This is a genomic window from Paraburkholderia sp. GAS82, from assembly GCF_050436285.1.
GTDB lineage: Bacteria > Pseudomonadota > Gammaproteobacteria > Burkholderiales > Burkholderiaceae > Paraburkholderia > Paraburkholderia phenazinium_B.
The window spans coordinates 472,483-489,062 of sequence record NZ_JBNDLX010000002.1; the positions used below are offsets into that span (position 1 = coordinate 472,483).

The 16,580-nt window shown below is 62.1% G+C and carries 17 protein-coding genes; 15 read left to right on the forward strand and 2 right to left on the reverse strand.

Going from position 1 to position 16,580, the window contains the following annotated elements; genetic code table 11:
- Positions 1-200 precede the first annotated feature (200 nt).
- The 4 genes from P3T17_RS08480 to P3T17_RS08495 all read left to right on the forward strand — a co-directional run bounded on the left by P3T17_RS08480 (position 201) and on the right by P3T17_RS08495 (position 3,532).
- On the forward strand, positions 201-623 hold the full coding sequence (locus tag P3T17_RS08480) for a rubrerythrin family protein (protein WP_074266943.1): 423 nt from the start codon (positions 201-203) through the stop codon (positions 621-623).
- A gap of 177 nt (positions 624-800) precedes the next feature.
- Complete coding sequence (locus tag P3T17_RS08485) at positions 801-2,138, forward strand: heterodisulfide reductase-related iron-sulfur binding cluster (protein WP_429406008.1); 1,338 nt, start codon at positions 801-803, stop codon at positions 2,136-2,138.
- A gap of 30 nt (positions 2,139-2,168) precedes the next feature.
- A complete protein-coding gene (locus P3T17_RS08490) occupies positions 2,169-2,750 on the forward strand; it encodes a DUF3501 family protein (RefSeq protein WP_074266945.1) in 582 nt (193 codons plus the stop codon).
- A gap of 119 nt (positions 2,751-2,869) precedes the next feature.
- Positions 2,870-3,532: a DUF4410 domain-containing protein gene (locus tag P3T17_RS08495; RefSeq protein WP_429406010.1), complete on the forward strand. Its 663-nt coding sequence runs from the start codon at positions 2,870-2,872 to the stop codon at positions 3,530-3,532.
- A 125-nt stretch (positions 3,533-3,657) separates the two neighbouring features.
- Here P3T17_RS08495 and P3T17_RS08500 read toward each other — a convergent pair whose 3' ends face one another.
- Positions 3,658-5,355, reverse strand: coding sequence for an acid phosphatase (locus tag P3T17_RS08500; RefSeq protein WP_429406011.1), 1,698 nt, complete (start codon positions 5,353-5,355; stop codon positions 3,658-3,660).
- Positions 5,356-5,593: 238 nt separating this feature from the next.
- On the opposite strand from P3T17_RS08500, the gene P3T17_RS08505 reads away from it, so the two are divergent.
- A complete protein-coding gene (locus P3T17_RS08505) occupies positions 5,594-6,550 on the forward strand; it encodes an IclR family transcriptional regulator (protein WP_429406012.1) in 957 nt (318 codons plus the stop codon).
- Between the two features lie 194 nt (positions 6,551-6,744).
- Here the strand turns inward: P3T17_RS08505 and P3T17_RS08510 are convergent, their stop codons facing one another.
- Positions 6,745-7,878: a porin gene (locus P3T17_RS08510; RefSeq protein ID WP_429406014.1), complete on the reverse strand. Its 1,134-nt coding sequence runs from the start codon at positions 7,876-7,878 to the stop codon at positions 6,745-6,747.
- A gap of 377 nt (positions 7,879-8,255) precedes the next feature.
- Here P3T17_RS08510 and P3T17_RS08515 point away from each other — a divergent pair, with 377 nt between their 5' ends.
- From P3T17_RS08515 to P3T17_RS08560, 10 genes are all read left to right on the forward strand, one after another.
- Positions 8,256-8,570 carry a non-heme iron oxygenase ferredoxin subunit gene (locus P3T17_RS08515; RefSeq protein WP_074266950.1) on the forward strand — a complete coding sequence of 105 codons (315 nt, stop codon included), beginning with the start codon at positions 8,256-8,258 and terminating at the stop codon, positions 8,568-8,570.
- A 1-nt stretch (position 8,571) separates the two neighbouring features.
- The gene (locus P3T17_RS08520; protein ID WP_074266951.1) at positions 8,572-8,883 is read left to right on the forward strand and encodes a recombinase-like helix-turn-helix domain-containing protein; all 312 of its coding nucleotides are present in this window, start codon (positions 8,572-8,574) and stop codon (positions 8,881-8,883) included.
- Between the two features lie 60 nt (positions 8,884-8,943).
- Positions 8,944-10,044: a Rieske 2Fe-2S domain-containing protein gene (locus P3T17_RS08525; RefSeq protein ID WP_429406015.1), complete on the forward strand. Its 1,101-nt coding sequence runs from the start codon at positions 8,944-8,946 to the stop codon at positions 10,042-10,044.
- Positions 10,037-10,810: an SDR family oxidoreductase gene (locus P3T17_RS08530; RefSeq protein WP_429406016.1), complete on the forward strand. Its 774-nt coding sequence runs from the start codon at positions 10,037-10,039 to the stop codon at positions 10,808-10,810. The genes P3T17_RS08525 and P3T17_RS08530 overlap by 8 nt, the downstream gene beginning before the upstream one ends.
- Before the next feature lie 27 nt (positions 10,811-10,837).
- Positions 10,838-11,365 (forward strand): cupin domain-containing protein, encoded by a 528-nt coding sequence (locus P3T17_RS08535; protein WP_074266954.1) that lies wholly within the window; start codon positions 10,838-10,840, stop codon positions 11,363-11,365.
- A gap of 137 nt (positions 11,366-11,502) precedes the next feature.
- Complete coding sequence (locus P3T17_RS08540; protein WP_429406018.1) at positions 11,503-12,402, forward strand: alpha/beta fold hydrolase; 900 nt, start codon at positions 11,503-11,505, stop codon at positions 12,400-12,402.
- Position 12,403: 1 nt separating this feature from the next.
- Positions 12,404-13,276 carry an IclR family transcriptional regulator gene (locus P3T17_RS08545; protein WP_074266956.1) on the forward strand — a complete coding sequence of 291 codons (873 nt, stop codon included), beginning with the start codon at positions 12,404-12,406 and terminating at the stop codon, positions 13,274-13,276.
- A complete protein-coding gene (locus P3T17_RS08550) occupies positions 13,276-14,082 on the forward strand; it encodes an SDR family oxidoreductase (protein ID WP_429406019.1) in 807 nt (268 codons plus the stop codon). The genes P3T17_RS08545 and P3T17_RS08550 overlap by 1 nt, the downstream gene beginning before the upstream one ends.
- On the forward strand, positions 14,075-15,733 hold the full coding sequence (locus tag P3T17_RS08555; protein ID WP_429406020.1) for a thiamine pyrophosphate-binding protein: 1,659 nt from the start codon (positions 14,075-14,077) through the stop codon (positions 15,731-15,733). Before P3T17_RS08550 ends, P3T17_RS08555 begins: the two co-directional genes overlap by 8 nt.
- Entirely contained in the window at positions 15,726-16,556 is an 831-nt protein-coding gene (locus P3T17_RS08560; RefSeq protein WP_429406022.1) for an aspartate dehydrogenase, read from the forward strand. Before P3T17_RS08555 ends, P3T17_RS08560 begins: the two co-directional genes overlap by 8 nt.
- The last annotated feature ends 24 nt before the right edge of the window (positions 16,557-16,580 follow it).

Genomic DNA, 16,580 nt, shown 5'->3' on the forward strand with positions numbered 1-16,580 from the left:
CCTTAACAGTCTAGACCGGACTTCGCGTTATGCAAGGCAAACGGCTATCGGCGGCATTGAAAAACACAATTGGGGAACGTCTTGTCCAGCTTCTAGATTTAAAGACACGGTGCAGTTATGCGCGTCTGCCCGGGAGGTGACCGGACGATCGCTCGTCCATCGTCGCGCACCCCACATTACAGGTTTGTATGGAGGCTCAGATGTCGCAACTCAAGGGTTCGAAGACCGAGGAGAACTTGAAGGCAGCATTCGCCGGCGAATCGCAGGCGAACCGTCGTTATCTGTATTTCGCAGCAAAGGCCGACGTCGAAGGCCAGAACGATGTCGCGGCGCTATTTCGCTCCACCGCCGAAGGCGAGACCGGTCATGCGCACGGGCACCTCGAATATCTCGAAGCGGTAGGCGACCCAGCCACGGGACTACCGTTCGGCTCGTCGCGGCAAAATTTGCAAGCGGCGATTGCCGGTGAAACGCACGAATATACCGATATGTATCCGGGCATGGCGAAGTCGGCACGCGAAGAAGGCTTCGACGAAATCGCCAACTGGTTCGAGACGCTCGCAAAGGCCGAGCGCAGTCACGCGAACCGTTATTCGAAAGCGCTCGAAGCACTGGTTGACTGATACGGCGCGCTACGACAGCCCGGCACGCATCGGCGCGAGCGCCGGCCCTGGTTAGACAGGCAACGAAAGCCTGCGGCACGGTCCGCAGGCTTTCGTTCTTGTGGGCGCGCCGCATGGTGCGGTGCACCGTCGGCTACCAAACATAAAAGCAAACCCGCATTCAAGGAGTTCGACTCCATGCCCCACAAAGAAGGCAGCCTCGAGGCGCCCACCCGGCATCCGCTCGACTGGCTTTCGGAGGCGTTCTACGATCAGGACGCGCTTGACCAGGAACTGGCGCGCGTCTTCGATATCTGCGCGGGGTGCCGCCGCTGCGTCTCGTTGTGCGGTGCGTTTCCAGCGCTGTTCGATCTGGTCGACGCCACCGACACCGGCGAAATACACGAGGTCGATAAAGCCGAGTTCGGCAAAGTGGTCGATCAGTGCTATCTGTGCGACCTGTGCTACATGACGAAGTGTCCATACGTGCCGCCGCATCCGTGGAACGTCGATTTTCCGCACCTGATGCTGCGCGCCAAGGCGATCGACTACAAAAGCGGTGACGTCAAGCTGCGCGACAAGTTTCTCTCGAATACCGACGCGCTCGGTCACCTCGCAGGCATTCCGGTGGTGACCCAAACGATCAACGCAGTCAATCACACCGCTGCGGCGCGCGGGATGATGGAGAGCGCGCTTGGCGTAGACAAGAACGCCTGGTTACCGAATTTCGCTCCGCGCAAATTCCGCAGTGCCGCAAAGAAGTCTCGCACCGCTGCCGTGCGCGATGGCGAGCGCACGCCCGGCAAAGTGGCGATTTACGCGACCTGTTACGTGAATTTCAACGAACCGGGGATCGGTCACGATCTGCTCGCCGTGCTCGCGCACAATGAAATTCCTTACGAACTGGTGAAGAGCGAAGCGTGCTGCGGCATGCCGTTGCTCGAACAGGGCAATCTGCAGGGCGTCGCCGATAAAAAGGCCAAGAACATTCCTGTGCTCGCGAAATACGCTCGCGAGGGCTACGCGATCATCGGCGCGATTCCGAGCTGCGTGCTGATGTACAAGCACGAACTGCCCTTGATGTTCCCCGACGACGCCGATGTCCGCGCCATCAGCGAGGCCTTCTGGGATCCGTTCGAATATTTCGTGTCGCGTCATCGCGATGGACTCCTGAAGACCGACTTCAAGAACCCGCTCGGAAAAGTGGCGTATCACGTGCCGTGTCATGCGCGGGTGCAGAACATCGGCCGCAAAACGTCCGAGACGCTGGCGCTGGTCCCCGATACGCAGGTCACCGTAGTCGAGCGCTGTTCCGGACATGCCGGCACGTTCGGCGTGAAGAAGGAGTTCCACCGCACGGCGATGCAGATCGGCACGCCGGTTTTCAAGGCGATGGCGCAGCCGCACCCCGATTACATTTCATCGGATTGCCAGCTGGCCGGCCATCATATCGAACAGGGGCTCGACGAAAGCGGCTTGTCGAAAGGACAGCTTGCGCATCCGCTGACGTTGCTGCGCAAGGCGTATGGCCTCTGATACCCCCTCACTGACTGGAAGGACACCGAGATGAGCATCGCCCGTAACTCGCTGCTGTCGCTCGAAAACTATTCGAAGTCGCGTATCGCGATGCGCGCCAAGGTGATCGAGCACAAGAAAGACCGTACGGTCGCGCTCGGCAACCACGTCACGTTCCTGTTCGAAGACGAAACCACGATCCGTTATCAGATTCAGGAGATGCTCCATATCGAGAAAATTTTCGACGAGGACGGCATTCAGGGCGAACTGAACGCCTATTTGCCGCTGGTGCCGGACGGCAGCAATCTGAAGGCGACAATGCAGATCGAATACGAGAACGAGATCGAGCGGCAGGCGGCGCTGGCGCGGCTGATTGGGATTGAGGACCGCGTGTTCCTGCAGGTGGAGGGCGAGCCGCCGGTCTATGCGATCGCCGACGAGGACCTGGAGCGCGAAAACGAGCAGAAAACTTCGGCCGTGCATTTCGTTCGTTTCGAGCTGACGCCCGCGATGAAAGCGAAGCTACGCGACGGCGCGGCGCTGCAGATCGGCTGCGATCATCCGAATTATCCGGTGCCGACCGAGGCTATCGAGCCGAAGGTGCGGGCGGCGTTGATGAAGGATCTTGCGTGAGGGGCCCGACGCAGACCCTAGGGGTTTATCCCTTGCGCAAATAAGTGCGTGCCAACCTTACCTGGCAAGCTTGGCCATGTAGGATAGCGGCGTCAATACGACGATCGCGGAGGCGCGTCATGCTACGTCGATGGATGCAACCCGCCGTCGTGGCGGCGTCGCTCGGTACGCTTGCCATTGCCAGTTGCGCCGCTGACAGCGCGCCGCTTCCGCCCCCGATCGTCTATGTGGCTGACTTCGATCTCGACGTCGCCAACGTCAAGCCGGACAGCGGCCCTGGCAGCCGACTGCGGCGCTTTGGCAGTGCGTTGCCGAGCGGTCCCCTACGCTCGTCGAAAGATCCGCAAACCCATGCCAAAGAGATCGTCGCCGAAATGGCGGAGAACCTCACGGATGATCTGAGCAAAGCCGGGATCGACGCGCGCCGGATGCCACCCGGCGCGGCGTTGCCGGCTACGGGCTGGCAGGTGCGCGGCGTGTTTCTGAGCGTCGACGACGGTAACCGCCTGCGTCGCGCAATGGTAGGTTTCGGTGCGGGCCAGACTGACTTTCAGGTGGCCGTTTCGCTCGACGATCTGTCGACGCCCACTCTCCCACCGCTCTACGAGAGCACCGAACAAGGCTCGAGCAAAGATAAACCCGGCGCCGTCATCAAGCTCAATCCGTACGTGATTGCCGCGAAGTTCGTGATGGCCGGCCAGGACGAGAAATCCACGATCAAAAATACCGCACAGCAGATTTCGGACTCGGTGGTGGAGAAGTTGAAGGCCAAAGCGCAGTAAGGGCGGAACGGGGTGTCGCGAAGGCACGCGGCTGCAGCCTCCGAGGTGAGTGCCTACTTACGCCAGACGGGCCGCCCGACGGTCCCGCCACCAGCATTGGCAGGACCGCCACACGCCTTTGCCAATCAGGCTAGATTCAGCGTCCCCGTCATATCGCCCAGCGGCGCCAAGCCGTTTTGCGCGAACGCACGATCGCGCGCCACCACCCCGTCGAGCGGCCTCAGTCCGTGCACCCGCGTGATGAAGCGCAGGATCGAATTGGTGTCGTAGACGGTGTGATCCACATAGCCCTTCTTTGCGAGCGGCGAGACGACCAGCGCCGGAATCCGTGAGCCCGGACCCCAGCGGTCGCCCTTCGGCGGCGACACCGGATCCCACCAGCCGCCGTTTTCGTCGACGGTGACGATCACCACCATGTTGTTCCACTGCGGGCTGCGCTGCAGATGGTCGATCACCGTGGCGATATGGCGGTCGCCCGATTCGACGTCCGCATAGCCCGCGTGCATGTTCAGATTGCCTTGCGGCTTATAGAACGTGACGGCCGGCAAACGCCCCGCGTCGATATCGGCGAGCAGGCGATTGGTCGACGCGTCGTCGCCCACGCCCGCGTCGCGCAGATGCTGGCGGCGCGCCTCGGTTCCCGGCGCATAGCTGACGAAGTAGTTGAACGGTTGATGGTGATACTGGAAGTCGGGCACATCGCCGGTATCGTGATGATCCATCGCGTACTGCCACGCACCCGCGTACCACGCCCAGTCGACGCCCTTATCCGACAGACGATCGCCAATGGTTGCGTAGTTCTGCGGCGGCAGCACGCGCGGATTGGACAGATCGGCCATCGACTTGTCGCCGCCCGGCGCGGGCGGCACGAAGCTCGGCTGATACGGCGGCGCCATCGTGTTGACAGCGTAACCATCGGGCGTGAACAGGCCGTCGTTGACGAACTTCGGCGGCCCATCGAGTGCGGAAGCAGGCGAGTGCGCCGCCACCTTGAGCGCTGTGCCGGCCGGATCATCCCCTTCGACCACCGAGACAAACTGCTTCGCCGCGCTGTTATGCACATCCGGCACGAGCGGCGCCTGGGCGGAAATCAGGAAGATGTGGTTCAGCCACGAGCCGCCGAAGGCCGCCATAAAGAAGTTGTCGCACAGCGTGTACTGCTGCGCGAGATTCCAGATCCGCAACGTTTCGGCGGAACTGCGGTAATGCCCCATCACCAGACCGCCCGAGTCAGCCCAGGCGACGAACTGGTTGTTGCGCCCGGCGTTGATCTGCATCTGGTTCTGATAAAAGCGGTGCCACAGGTCGCGCGTGATCACGCCGTTTGGCAAAGGCGCGCCCTGTGCATCGGTGATGCGGAATGGCTTGTTGTTCAGACCGGCGATGTCATGCTCGCCAATCATGTAGCGCTTGCCGTCCACTTCCTGAGCTTGCGGCACGAGGCCGCCCCAGATTTTCGGCAGTTGCGGCAACGGCGTCTTGCCGTCGCGATCGAGTTGCACGTAGCGCTCGGCCGGTACGGCATCGAGCGGATGCTGCACGCCCGGGAAATTGCCATACAGATTGGCGAAGCTGCGGTTCTCGGCGTAAATCACCACGATCTGCTTCACCTGATCGTGCAACGCGGCGTCGAGCCGCAGGTCGGCGGCACTGCGCGGGGTGGCGGCTGCCTGCTCTTCCGTGGTGCAGCCGGCGAGGGCGAGTCCCAGCCCCACCGCCGCGATGCCGGTGAGGACCCGGCGCCGCTCGGGGTTGTCAGGGCCGTCGTCGCCGGCAAACTCCGCGTTCGCATGCGGCAGGGGCAAATCGTCTTTTTCGTTCATTGGTATGGCTCCTCAGGTCTGGTTCGCTCCCGCGTGCCGTTCGCACACGTCGACGATCCGCAATGATCGCTCGCGACGTCGTCATTTTGTGTGTCAAACGAAAGACACGGCTACAGATAGCGGTTCGACTTCGGCGACATCGTACGATGCCAGAATTCGCTTCATCCGGCCAAATTCGCCCGTGACGCTTCGCGCTATCATGCTGTCCATAGACGATCAGCACGAACCACAGCCGGACATGGCAAAAGAAAACATGACAGGAGCGGGACGCAAGCAGGCCAGGCCGCGCGGCGATGCGCCAGCCCCGCACGAAGAGGCCGCAGCACCCGTCGACCTGACCGACACCGCCGACGACGAGAGCGCCGGTGGCTCGACCTACCTCGTCCCGGGTCTGGAGCGCGGGCTGCGCATTCTTGCGGAGTTCAGCGCGCGTGAACCGGTGCTGGGTGCGCCGGAGTTATCGAAGCGCATCGGCATTCCGCGTACCACCACCTTCCGCTTGCTGCAGACGCTGGAAGCGCTCGGGTTTCTCGAGCGCGTGAACGGCGACCGCCATTTCCGGCTGAGCGTGGCGGTGTTGCGGTTGGGCTTCGAATATTTGAGTTCGCTCGAACTGACAGACGTGGGCACGCCGCTGCTCGAGCGCTTGCGTGACGCGACGGGACTCAGCGCGCATCTTCTGATCCGCGATCAGCGCGACGTGGTATTCGTTGCGAAAGCCCAGGCGCACGATCCGATGTTCAGCTCGGTCAAGGTGCATGTCGGCACACGTCTGCCGGCGCATGCGACTGTGCATGGCCAGGTGTTGATGGGCGATCTCACATACGACGAACTGCGTCAGCTTTATCCGGAGCCGCAACTCGAGCGTTTTACGGATCGCACGCCGGCCACTGTGGAAGAACTCAACGAGCGGGTGCGCGAAAGCGCGGCGCAGGGCTATGCGGTGAGCGAAGCTTCGTTCGAGCGAGGCATTTCGGTGGTGACGGCGCCGGTGCGTGACCAGACTGGCCGCATCGTGGCGGCTTTGACGGTGACGGTGCCGCGCTCGGATATTGGTGACGCCAGCGAACGCGAGCCTCTGATCGCGGCGGTGTGCAACGCGGCTGTTGAGTTGTCGACACGTCTCAATTACCGTCCGCCCGCGGACGATCCGACCGCGGTCGAGGCACGCCGCAGGACTATCGCGGCGAACTAGGCGAACTAGGCGAACCGGGCGAACCGGGCGAACCGGGCGAACCGGGCGAACCGGGCGAGCGACGCCGCAAAGCGCTGCGGCCGGCTGCAGGGCAACCGGCCGCTTACTCCACTCTCTAAAGAAAACGCCCGGCCGCCCCAGATTTTCTCGACCACATCGGCGGACCTGCCACGTAGTGACAAATCCGGTAGCACTCAGAACGAGTGGTGAATGCCCGTCAGAAACACCGTCTGATTACGGCTATCCGAGACGCCTGCCGTGAAGAACGCCGCGTCCGTATTCGACCCCGCACGCTCATACAGCGCATTCACATAGATCTGCGTCGACTTCGACAGCGCATAGATATCGCCGATCTCGAACTGCGTCCAGCGATGACCATCGAAGCTCGTCGTCGCCGCGCCGCCCGCTACGCTGTTAAACGGCGTGAACTGATAGTTCGCGCCCGCATCGTAGCTCTGATACGTGCTCGAGTAGCCGGGCGACTCCAGCTTCACACGCGTGTACAGACCATGCACCAGCAGGTTGCCGAACTGGTAGGACGCACCTGCACCCATGTTCTCGACATTGTCGGCCGTGTATGCCGTGGCTGCGACACCCTGGAAGTTCGTGATGCCGGTCGTGACGATCGACGGCGTGCGGTCATGTTCATTCGAGTAGACCGCGCCAGCATTGAACGGCCCGTTTTTGTAGCTGGCCTCGAAGCTCAAGGTGCGACCGGTCGCGAAGTTCGTCGTATTGCCCAGCCCCATCATCGCGCCGACCGTGAAGCCGGCAAAGCTGGTTGAGCGGAACTTCACCGAGTTGTTGAACGGCACGACACTCGTGTCTGCCAGCTCATCGATATTGCCCGGGTGGAATGCATACCAGCTCGCGGCGAGATAACCCGTGCTCAACGGACCCAGCACATCGAAGTTAAACGGCGTTTGGTGACCGAGCGTCAGCGTTCCGATCTGATCGGAACTCAAACCGACATACGCCTGGCGATTCCACAATGTTCCGGGCGAAGCCATTGCCCCAGTCGTCGTATAGAAGCCGTTTTCCAACTGGAAGATGGCGTGCAGACCGCCACCCAGATCCTCTACTCCCCTCAGACCCCAACGGTCAGGCTGCATGTTGCCCTGCTCTGCGATCCATTTCGAACTTCCGCCGGCATTGCTGATGTACGCGACTCCGGCATCGAGACTACCGTAAAGCGTGACACTGCTTTGTGCCCACGCCCCTGTCGTGGCGCACATCGCTGTAAGTGCGACTGCAATGATTCTTTTCACCGTTGGTTCTCCTAATCGTGTGACGAATGGCTGGATCCCATTCCGCCGTCCGTAGTGCATTGAGTGAGGGAGCGTTGGTCCTGGTTTATGCGCCAAAACTTTGCTTCTTATTTGTTCCACCTATGGGCATATGTATCGCCTATGGAAAGTATAGGGTCTCCAGAAGTGGTCAAAATAAATTTTCGAGCCCCGAGGAAACCCGAATGCCGCAGGAGGGACGGTTTCAGTCGTGGACAAAAAAGCCTTACGGAATAGGCACGTAGGCTGACGCTCGTGGTCAGGTGAGGAAGGGAACGGTGTCTTTCCTCCGCCACATCAGTGTTTTCCCCTAACGCCGCAGATTTTTATTTTTTCTCGCTCAGACGGCTCCTATAATTGTCCATACACGAACTGATGTTCCTTGTATGGAACATTCGGGATTCAGGAGAAGGTAGCACATGACTGAAGAATGGCGTTGCGCCGGACATGCCGGCGACCTGTCCGAAGACGCGCCGCTCGAGTACAAGCTCGAAGGCACGGAGATCGGCATCTACAAGGTGGGCGATGCGCTGTACGCGCTGGAAAACGTCTGTCCCCACGCGTACGCGTTGCTGACGCAGGGATTTGTCGACGGCGATACCGTCGAATGCCCGTTGCACGAAGCCGTGTTCCATATCCCGACTGGCAAGTGCTTGAAAGAGCCGGGCGGCCGCGACCTGAAGGTGTATGCGGTTCGTCTCGCCGGTGAAGAAATCCAGATCAAGGTGGAATGACATGCGAGAGCAAGCGGTGAAATTCAATCCCTCCCTGAAGCCGTGGCTCGCGCCGCAGCCGAACAACGTGGCAGGCAAAGGCGTCATCGAAAAGCCGGGCGAGGCGCAAAACCTCGTGTGGCAAACCCGCAAGGCCGAACCGACGCAATACGAGAACGACTTCGGCGATGCGCTCGAGAAGGTGTTCGATGCGGGTGCGGTGGAGTTGCAGGACGTTGTCGACGGCTTGAACCGCATCGGCTTCCGGACCCCGGAAGGCGCGGCGTGGACCGCCGAACGCCTGACCGCCGAATTCCGCCTGCTCGCCGAATAGGCGCGCTACCCAGACAATCTTGCGAAACCGTCGCACCGCCTACGCATCTGGAGTCTTTTCATGACGTCCCCCACACCCCATCCCACCACGGACCACGGCACGGCCGATCCGCTTCAGGCTTACCTCGACCTCGGTCTGCGCAATTACTGGTATCCGGTCGCCCCGAGCTGGCAAGTCGGCAATGCGCCCATCGGCCTGACGCGCCTCGGCGATCAGATCGTCCTGTGGCGCGATCAGGAAGGCCGTGTCCATGCACTCGAAGACCGCTGCCCGCATCGCGGCGCGCGTCTGTCGTTGGGCTGGAATCTTGGTGGCAGCGTCGCGTGCTGGTACCACGGCATTGAAATCGACGGCGGCGGCACGGTTACCAAAGTCCCGGCCGTGTCGAACTGCCCGCTCGAAGGCCAGAAGTGCGTGAAGTCGTATCCCGTGCAAGAACATGCGGGGGCTATCTTCCTGTGGTTCGGCGACGACGCTCACAAGGAACCCGCGCCACTCGTTTTGCCGGAAGAACTGGTGAACGAAGAGTACGCGAGCTTTCTGTGCATGTCGAACTGGAAGTGCAATTACCAGTACGCGATTGACAACGTGATGGATCCGATGCACGGCGCCTATCTGCATGCGACCTCGCACTCGATGGCCGAAGGCGACAAGCAGGCCGACATGCGCGTGCGCAAGACCGATACCGGTTTGATGTTCGAAAAGGTCGGCCAGCGCGACGTCAATTTCGACTGGGTGGAGCTCGGCGAAACCGGTTGCCTGTGGATGCGCCTCGCGATTCCCTACAGGAAGAAGTTTGGCCCTGGCGGTAACTTTGGGATCATCGGCTTTGCCGTTCCCGTCGACGAGAGCAACTGCCAGGTTTACTTCTGGCGCACGCGCAAAGTATCCGGATGGCAGCGCGACGCATGGCGTTTCATGTACCGCAACCGCCTCGAAGGTCTCCATTGGGACGTGCTGGAACAGGACCGCTATGTCCTCGAGAGCATGGCGCCGGATGCACGCGAACACGAATTTCTTTATCAGCATGACGTCGGCATGACGCGCGTGCGTCGTATGTTGCGGCAGCGCGCGCAGCAGGATTTCGATGCACTCGCCGCGCACCGTGCGCAAGCGGCCACTGCCACGACGGGTACAGCAGCAGGGCATAGCCATGCATAACGCCAACGCTGCGCCCGCGGCACTCACCGGCCGACGCGTGATTGTCACGGGCGGCGCGCGCGGTCTTGGCGCGGCGTTTGTGCGCTCGCTGGTGCAGGCCGGCGCGCAAATCGTGTTCGGCGATGTTTTGCACGACGAAGGTCGTGCGCTCGCCAAGACGCTGCAAAGCGAAGGTCACGGGGCGCACTTCCTGCCACTGGACCTCGCCGATCCATCGAACATCCAGAGCTTCGTCGTCCAGGCGGTGAAGCAGCTCGGAGGCCTCGATGCGCTCATCAACAACGCAGCAATCACCAACTCCGGCGGCAAGCTGGCCGGCGAACTGGCGGTCGATACGTGGGATGCGGTGATGAACGTCAACGTGCGCGGCACGTGGCTAATGAGTACCGCGGCGCTGCCGCATCTGCGCGACTCGTGCCGCGGCAGCATCGTCAATATCGCTTCGGATACGGCGCTGTGGGGCGCACCGAAACTACTGGCTTATGTCGCCAGCAAAGGTGCCGTGATCGCGATGACGCGTTCGCTGGCGCGTGAATTCGGCGCCGACGGCATCACGGTCAACGCGATCGCGCCGGGGCTGACCGAAGTCGAGGCCACCGCCTACGTGCCGGCCGAACGTCACGAGTATTACCTGAAAGGCCGTGCGCTGACCCGCGCCCAGGTTCCCGACGATGTGACGGGGCCGGTCCTGTTCCTGTTGTCCGATGCCGCACGCTTCGTGACCGGCCAGTTGCTGCCGGTGAACGGCGGCTTTGTGATGAATTGATCTTGTCTTGACCGAAAGGAGAAAGAGATGGCGGACACCGATTTCGAACGTAAGTCGTGGGATCAACCCGCGGAAGCCAGTTTTGCGCAATGGATGGACACACGCGTTGCACGTCTTGAAACCCGTCGCTACGACTGGGACGCACTGAAGTTTCAGGCCGATTACGACCCGAAGTATCGCCGGGCGCAAATGCGCTATGTCGGCACGGGCGGCACGGGTGTCGCGAAGGATGTCAACACGGTGCCTGCAGGGGGCTTCACGTTCTCGACCATGGTGATCCCGGCCGGCAATATCGGGCCGAGCCATATTCATATGGACGTCGAAGAAATTTTCTTCGTGCTGCGCGGCAAGATGAAAGTGATCTGCGAACGCGACGGCGAGACCTGGGAATCGGTGCTCGGCGAACGCGATCTGATTTCGGTGCCGCCGGGCGTGTATCGCACGGAAGTGAATATCGGCGAAGAGGATGCGCTGATGTGCGTGATGCTCGGTTCTCCGAAGCCGATCACGCCAACCTATCCGCCGGATTCGCCGCTTGCCAAGCTGAAGCGATAAGCGACAAGCACTTGGGTGCGAAGCGCAGGGTGGTTGCCCGTTCGACGCTTTGCACTAGCCATACCCACGCGACGACCCTGTGCACCGCACCGTCGCCGCACTGAAGTCACCTTACTTTGCACTTGCAGATAGAAACCATGTCCGCTGTCCCGTCTGTTACTGCCGATCTCGCTGCCTCGCTGGAAGCGCGTCTTGCGCGCTTTCCGCTGCAGCAGGCCGTTACCGCGGCGACGCAGACCGTGGGTTATCGCGAAGCGCGAGAACCGGCTTCTGTGCGCGACGAGGCGTTGCCGCTCGTGTTGCTGCACGGCATCGGCTCGGGAGCAGCGTCGTGGGTGCAGCAGTTTGAAGCGCTCGGTGCGACGCGGAACGTGCTTGCCTGGGATGCGCCGGGATACGGCGTATCGACGCCGGTCCTCCCAGCTTCGCCCCACGCGTCGGACTACGCAGACGTCCTGCGTGGCTGGCTCGACGCGCTCGGCGTCGCGCGTTGCGTGCTGGTAGGGCATTCGCTGGGCGCGATTGTCGCTGGCGCATTTGCCGCTGCAAATCCGCAGCGTGTCGCAGGCCTTTTGCTGCTGTCGCCTGCTGGCGGTTACGGCGCGGCCACAACAGACGTACGCGAAACAAAACGCGACCAGCGTCTTGCGATGCTCGCCGAACTCGGCCCCGCAGGTCTCGCCGAAAAGCGCAGTGCGAACATGCTGTCTGCGCACGCCGACGAGACAGCCCGTGCATGGGTGCGCTGGAACATGGCGCGCATCGTGCCGCAAGGTTACGCGCAAGCGACACATCTGCTCGCCAATGCCGATCTTGCCGCCGACCTCGCGCGCTTTCACGGACTCGTCAACATTGCTGTAGGCGCTGAAGACACCATCACGCCGCCGTCCGCATGCGAACGGCTGGCCCTCGCGGCACGTACGTCCTTGCAGATCGTGCCGCGCGCCGGTCACGCCGGCTATATCGAAGCCGCTGACGCGTACACCGCGATCATCGACACGTTCTGCCGCGCGAGCGCGGCACCACGGAGCCACTGAAATGACGCCCGACACGATCAACGCCGAGCGCGCAACCGACGACGACAACGCCGAACCCGGCTACAAAGTGCCCGGTCTCGAACGCGGTCTGAAGATCCTGACTGAGTTCTCGCCGCGCGAGCCGGTATTGGGCGCACCGGAGTTGTCCCGGCGCTTGAAGATTCCCCGCACGACGGTCTTCCGTCTGCTGCAGACGCTCGAATCGCTCGGTTTTCTAGAGCGAGCCGATAAGGACCGCAACTATCGCCTGGGCGTTGCGGTGCTGCGCCTCGGCTTCGAATATCTGAGCTCGCTCGAACTGACGGATCTCGGCTTGCCGATCATCGAGGCCTTGCGCAACGACACCGGTCTGACGAGCCACATCCTGATCCGTGACGGACGCGACGTGGTGTTCGTCGCCAAGGCGCAAAGTCACACGCCGATCTTCAGTTCGGTGAAGGTCAACGTCGGCACACGCCTGCCCGCCCATGCGACGACGCACGGCCAGGTGCTGATGGGCGATCTGACGCTCAACGATTTACGCGCGCTGTACCCCGAGCCGAAGTTGCATCGCTTTACCAAACTCACACCCGAAACGGTCGAAGAGTTGTACGAACGAATTCGCGATGACGCGCAGCGCGGCTTTGCGATCAGCGAATCGTCGTTCGAACGTGGCATTTCGGTCGTAACGGCGCCGGTGCGTAACGACACGGGCCGCATCGTCGCCGTGATCACCACGACGATTCCGCGGCCGGAGATCGATGCAGCGCTGCTCGACAGCGGTCTGATCGACAAGGTGCGCGGCGCCGCTGACGAACTCTCGCAACGCCTGAACTACCGTCCCAAGAACGGGCCGGCCGCGGGCAGCAAGTACATGAAGGCATTGGGGCTCTAATGATCCAGATCGATTTGAGCGGTCAGGTAGCGGTGGTGACGGGGGGCTCGTCCGGCATTGGCCTCGCGACCGCCGAACTGTTTTTGCGTGCAGGTGCATCGGTCGCCATCTGCGGACGCGACGCCGAACGCCTGGCGCATGCGGAGACGGCGCTGAAGACGCAATTTCCGTCTGCGCAACTGCTGGCAACGCGCTGCGATGTGCTCGACGCAGAAGAAGTCAACGCCTTCGCGCAAGACGTGCGGCGCCGTTTCGGTCGCGCTGACATGCTGGTGAACAACGCTGGCCAAGGCCGCGTCTCGACCTTCGCCGACACCACCGACGACGCCTGGCGCGAAGAACTCGACCTGAAATATTTCAGCGTGATCCGCCCGACTCGCGCGTTCCTGCCAATGCTGCGCGACGCGGCTGGCATGGGCAACGCGTCGATCGTCTGCGTGAATTCGCTGCTCGCGCTGCAGCCGGAGCCGCATATGGTGGCGACTTCCTCGGCACGCGCGGGTTTGCTGAGTCTCATCAAGTCACTAGCGGTCGAACTCGCGCCGCAGCGTATTCGCGTGAATTCGATTCTGATCGGCATTGTCGAATCGGGCCAATGGCGCCGCCGCTTCGAGACGCAAGCCGCGCCGGGCCAGAGTTGGGAAGACTGGACGGCAGAACTCGCACGCAAGAAGAACATTCCGCTTGGCCGCTTCGGCCGTCCCGAAGAGGCCGCACAGGCACTCTTTTATCTGGCTACTAATCTGTCGTCCTACACGACAGGCAGTCATATCGATGTCTCTGGAGGCAATGCACGACATGTCTAATAAAACCACCGTCGGCGAGCTGATTGCCGCCTTTCTCGAGCAATGCGGCGTTCGCACGACGTTCGGCGTGATTTCGATCCACAACATGCCGATCCTCGACGCGATCAACAACCGCGGCAAGATCCGTTATGTTGGGGCACGCGGCGAAGCCGGTGCGGTCAACATGGCCGATGGTCTGGCACGTGTGTCCGGTGGCCTTGGCGTCGCGTTCACCAGCACGGGTACTGCAGCCGGCAACGCAGCAGGCGCGATGGTCGAAGCGCTGACCGCTGGCACGTCGCTGCTGCATATCACTGGCCAGATCGAAACCGAATACCTCGACAAGGACCTCGCGTATATCCACGAAGCGCCGGACCAGTTGTCGATGTTGTCGTCGATCTCGAAGGCCGCCTACCGCGTCCGCACTGCCGAGACCGCGCTCCCGACGATCCGCGAAGCGGTGCGGGTCGCGCAGACCGCGCCGAGCGGCCCGGTGAGTGTCGAGATTCCGATTGACATTCAGGCGGCAGAAATCGAATGGCCCGCTGACCTCAGCGCGCCGCACGTGACGACGCTCACGCACGACAGCAAGCGTGTCGTGCAACTCGCCGATGCGCTGGCCAAGGCCACGCGTCCGCTGCTGTGGCTTGGCGGCGGCACGCGGCACGCGCGGGCAGCGGTTGAGCGTCTGGTGGCGCTGGGCTTTGGCGTCGTGACCAGCGTGCAGGGCCGCGGCATCCTGCCGGAAGATCATCCGGCGACGCTCGGCGCGTTCAATGTGCACGCATCGGTGGAGAGCTTCTACAAGACTTGCGATGCGGTCCTTGTGGTCGGTTCGCGTCTGCGTGGCAATGAAACGTTGAAGTACAAGCTCGCGTTGCCGCAGCCGCTATACCGCGTCGATGCCGACGCACTCGCCGACAACCGCGGCTACCGCAACGATCTGTTTGTGCATGGCGACTCCGCTGCGGTTCTGGAAGAACTCGCGACGCTGCTCGAAGGCCGTCTCAAGGTGGATCCGAAGTTCGCTGCCGATCTGGCCGCTGCCCGGGAGATCGCCGTAGCGGATGTAGGCAAGGGTCTCGGACCGTACAAGCGCCTCGTCGATGCACTGCAACGTTCGGTGGGCACAGACTATAACTGGGTGCGCGATGTGACGATCTCGAACAGCACGTGGGGTAACCGCCTGCTGCAGATTTTCACGCCGCGTGCGGGGGTGCATGCCTTGGGCGGTGGTATCGGTCAAGGGATGCAGATGGCAATCGGTGCGGCGCTGGCGGAAACAGCGGCGAAGACGGTGTGCCTCGTCGGCGACGGTGGTCTGATGGTCAACGTCGGTGAACTGGCGACGGCCGTGCAGGAAAACGCCAACGTCATGATCGTGCTGATGAACGACCAGTGTTATGGCGTGATCCGCAACATCCAGGACGCGCAGTATGGCGGCCGCCGCTGCTTCGTCGATCTGCATCAACCGGACTTCGCGCAGTTCTGCGAGAGCCTGAAGCTCACGCATTACCGCATCAAGTCGCTCGACGACGCGGACGAGATTATCCGCGAAGGTCTGGCGAAGACGGGCCCGGTGCTGGTTGAAGTGGACATGCTGTCGGTCGGTTCGTTTGCCACCGCGTTTGCCGGCCCGCCGGTCAAGAAGCAGGAGCCAGAACATGCATGATCTTCGCCACGCGGGACATCATGCGCCCGTCGACGTTGCGATGATCGGCTTCGGGGCGATCGGCCAGGCGGTGTATCGCTCCGTTGCAGCGGATCCGCAAGTGCGTGTGTCACATGTGATCGTGCCCGAGCGGCATGCGGCGTCGGTGCGCGAGGTGGTGGGCGCGTCGGTAGATGTGGTGTCGTCGGTGGCCGCGCTGAGCAGCCGCCCGCAGTTCGCGCTGGAATGCGCGGGCCACAGTGCGTTGGTCGACCACGTTGTTCCGTTGTTGAAAGCGGGCACCGATTGCGCAGTGGCTTCTATCGGCGCGCTCTCGGACGTACTGCTGCTCGACGCTCTCTCTGCCGCTGCGGACGAAGGCGATGCCACGCTGACGCTGTTGTCCGGCGCCATTGGCGGCGTAGACGCTTTGGCCGCGGCGAAACTGGGTGGTCTCGACGAAGTGCTGTACACGGGTCGCAAGCCGCCGCAGGGCTGGCTCGGCACACCCGCCGAAGAGATATGCGATCTGCAGAGCCTGACGGAAGAGCGGATCATTTTCGAAGGTAGCGCCCGCGAAGCGGCACGGCTTTATCCGAAGAATGCCAACGTGGCGGCGACGATCGCACTGGCAGGTCTCGGCCTCGATCAGACCATTGTGCGTCTGATCGCAGACCCTGCGGCGACGCGCAATGTGCACCGCATCCTGGCGCGCGGCGCATTCGGCGAGATGTCGCTCGAAATGTGCGGCAAGCCGTTGCCGGACAACCCCAAGACGTCCGCGCTAACCGCGTTCAGCGCGATCCGTGCCCTGCGCAATCGCGCGGCGCGTTGCGTGATTTGATGAGAAGTAACTGAGCGGATGACC

Bases quoted from the DNA above. Each gene is read 5' to 3' on its own strand.
- P3T17_RS08490 (WP_074266945.1), top strand. From the start codon at position 2,169: ATGAGCATCGCCCGTAACTCGCTGCTGTCGCTCGAAAACTATTCGAAG.
- P3T17_RS08525 (WP_429406015.1), top strand. From the start codon at position 8,944: ATGACGTCCCCCACACCCCATCCCACCACGGACCACGGCACGGCCGAT.
- P3T17_RS08560 (WP_429406022.1), top strand. From the start codon at position 15,726: ATGCATGATCTTCGCCACGCGGGACATCATGCGCCCGTCGACGTTGCG.
- P3T17_RS08510 (WP_429406014.1), bottom strand. From the start codon at position 7,878: ATGCACTACGGACGGCGGAATGGGATCCAGCCATTCGTCACACGATTA.
- P3T17_RS08515 (WP_074266950.1), top strand. From the start codon at position 8,256: ATGACTGAAGAATGGCGTTGCGCCGGACATGCCGGCGACCTGTCCGAA.
- P3T17_RS08530 (WP_429406016.1), top strand. From the start codon at position 10,037: ATGCATAACGCCAACGCTGCGCCCGCGGCACTCACCGGCCGACGCGTG.
- P3T17_RS08535 (WP_074266954.1), top strand. From the start codon at position 10,838: ATGGCGGACACCGATTTCGAACGTAAGTCGTGGGATCAACCCGCGGAA.
- P3T17_RS08550 (WP_429406019.1), top strand. From the start codon at position 13,276: ATGATCCAGATCGATTTGAGCGGTCAGGTAGCGGTGGTGACGGGGGGC.
- P3T17_RS08555 (WP_429406020.1), top strand. From the start codon at position 14,075: ATGTCTAATAAAACCACCGTCGGCGAGCTGATTGCCGCCTTTCTCGAG.
- P3T17_RS08540 (WP_429406018.1), top strand. From the start codon at position 11,503: ATGTCCGCTGTCCCGTCTGTTACTGCCGATCTCGCTGCCTCGCTGGAA.
- P3T17_RS08545 (WP_074266956.1), top strand. From the start codon at position 12,404: ATGACGCCCGACACGATCAACGCCGAGCGCGCAACCGACGACGACAAC.
- P3T17_RS08500 (WP_429406011.1), bottom strand. From the start codon at position 5,355: ATGAACGAAAAAGACGATTTGCCCCTGCCGCATGCGAACGCGGAGTTT.
- P3T17_RS08485 (WP_429406008.1), top strand. From the start codon at position 801: ATGCCCCACAAAGAAGGCAGCCTCGAGGCGCCCACCCGGCATCCGCTC.
- P3T17_RS08505 (WP_429406012.1), top strand. From the start codon at position 5,594: ATGGCAAAAGAAAACATGACAGGAGCGGGACGCAAGCAGGCCAGGCCG.
- P3T17_RS08520 (WP_074266951.1), top strand. From the start codon at position 8,572: ATGCGAGAGCAAGCGGTGAAATTCAATCCCTCCCTGAAGCCGTGGCTC.
- P3T17_RS08495 (WP_429406010.1), top strand. From the start codon at position 2,870: ATGCTACGTCGATGGATGCAACCCGCCGTCGTGGCGGCGTCGCTCGGT.
- P3T17_RS08480 (WP_074266943.1), top strand. From the start codon at position 201: ATGTCGCAACTCAAGGGTTCGAAGACCGAGGAGAACTTGAAGGCAGCA.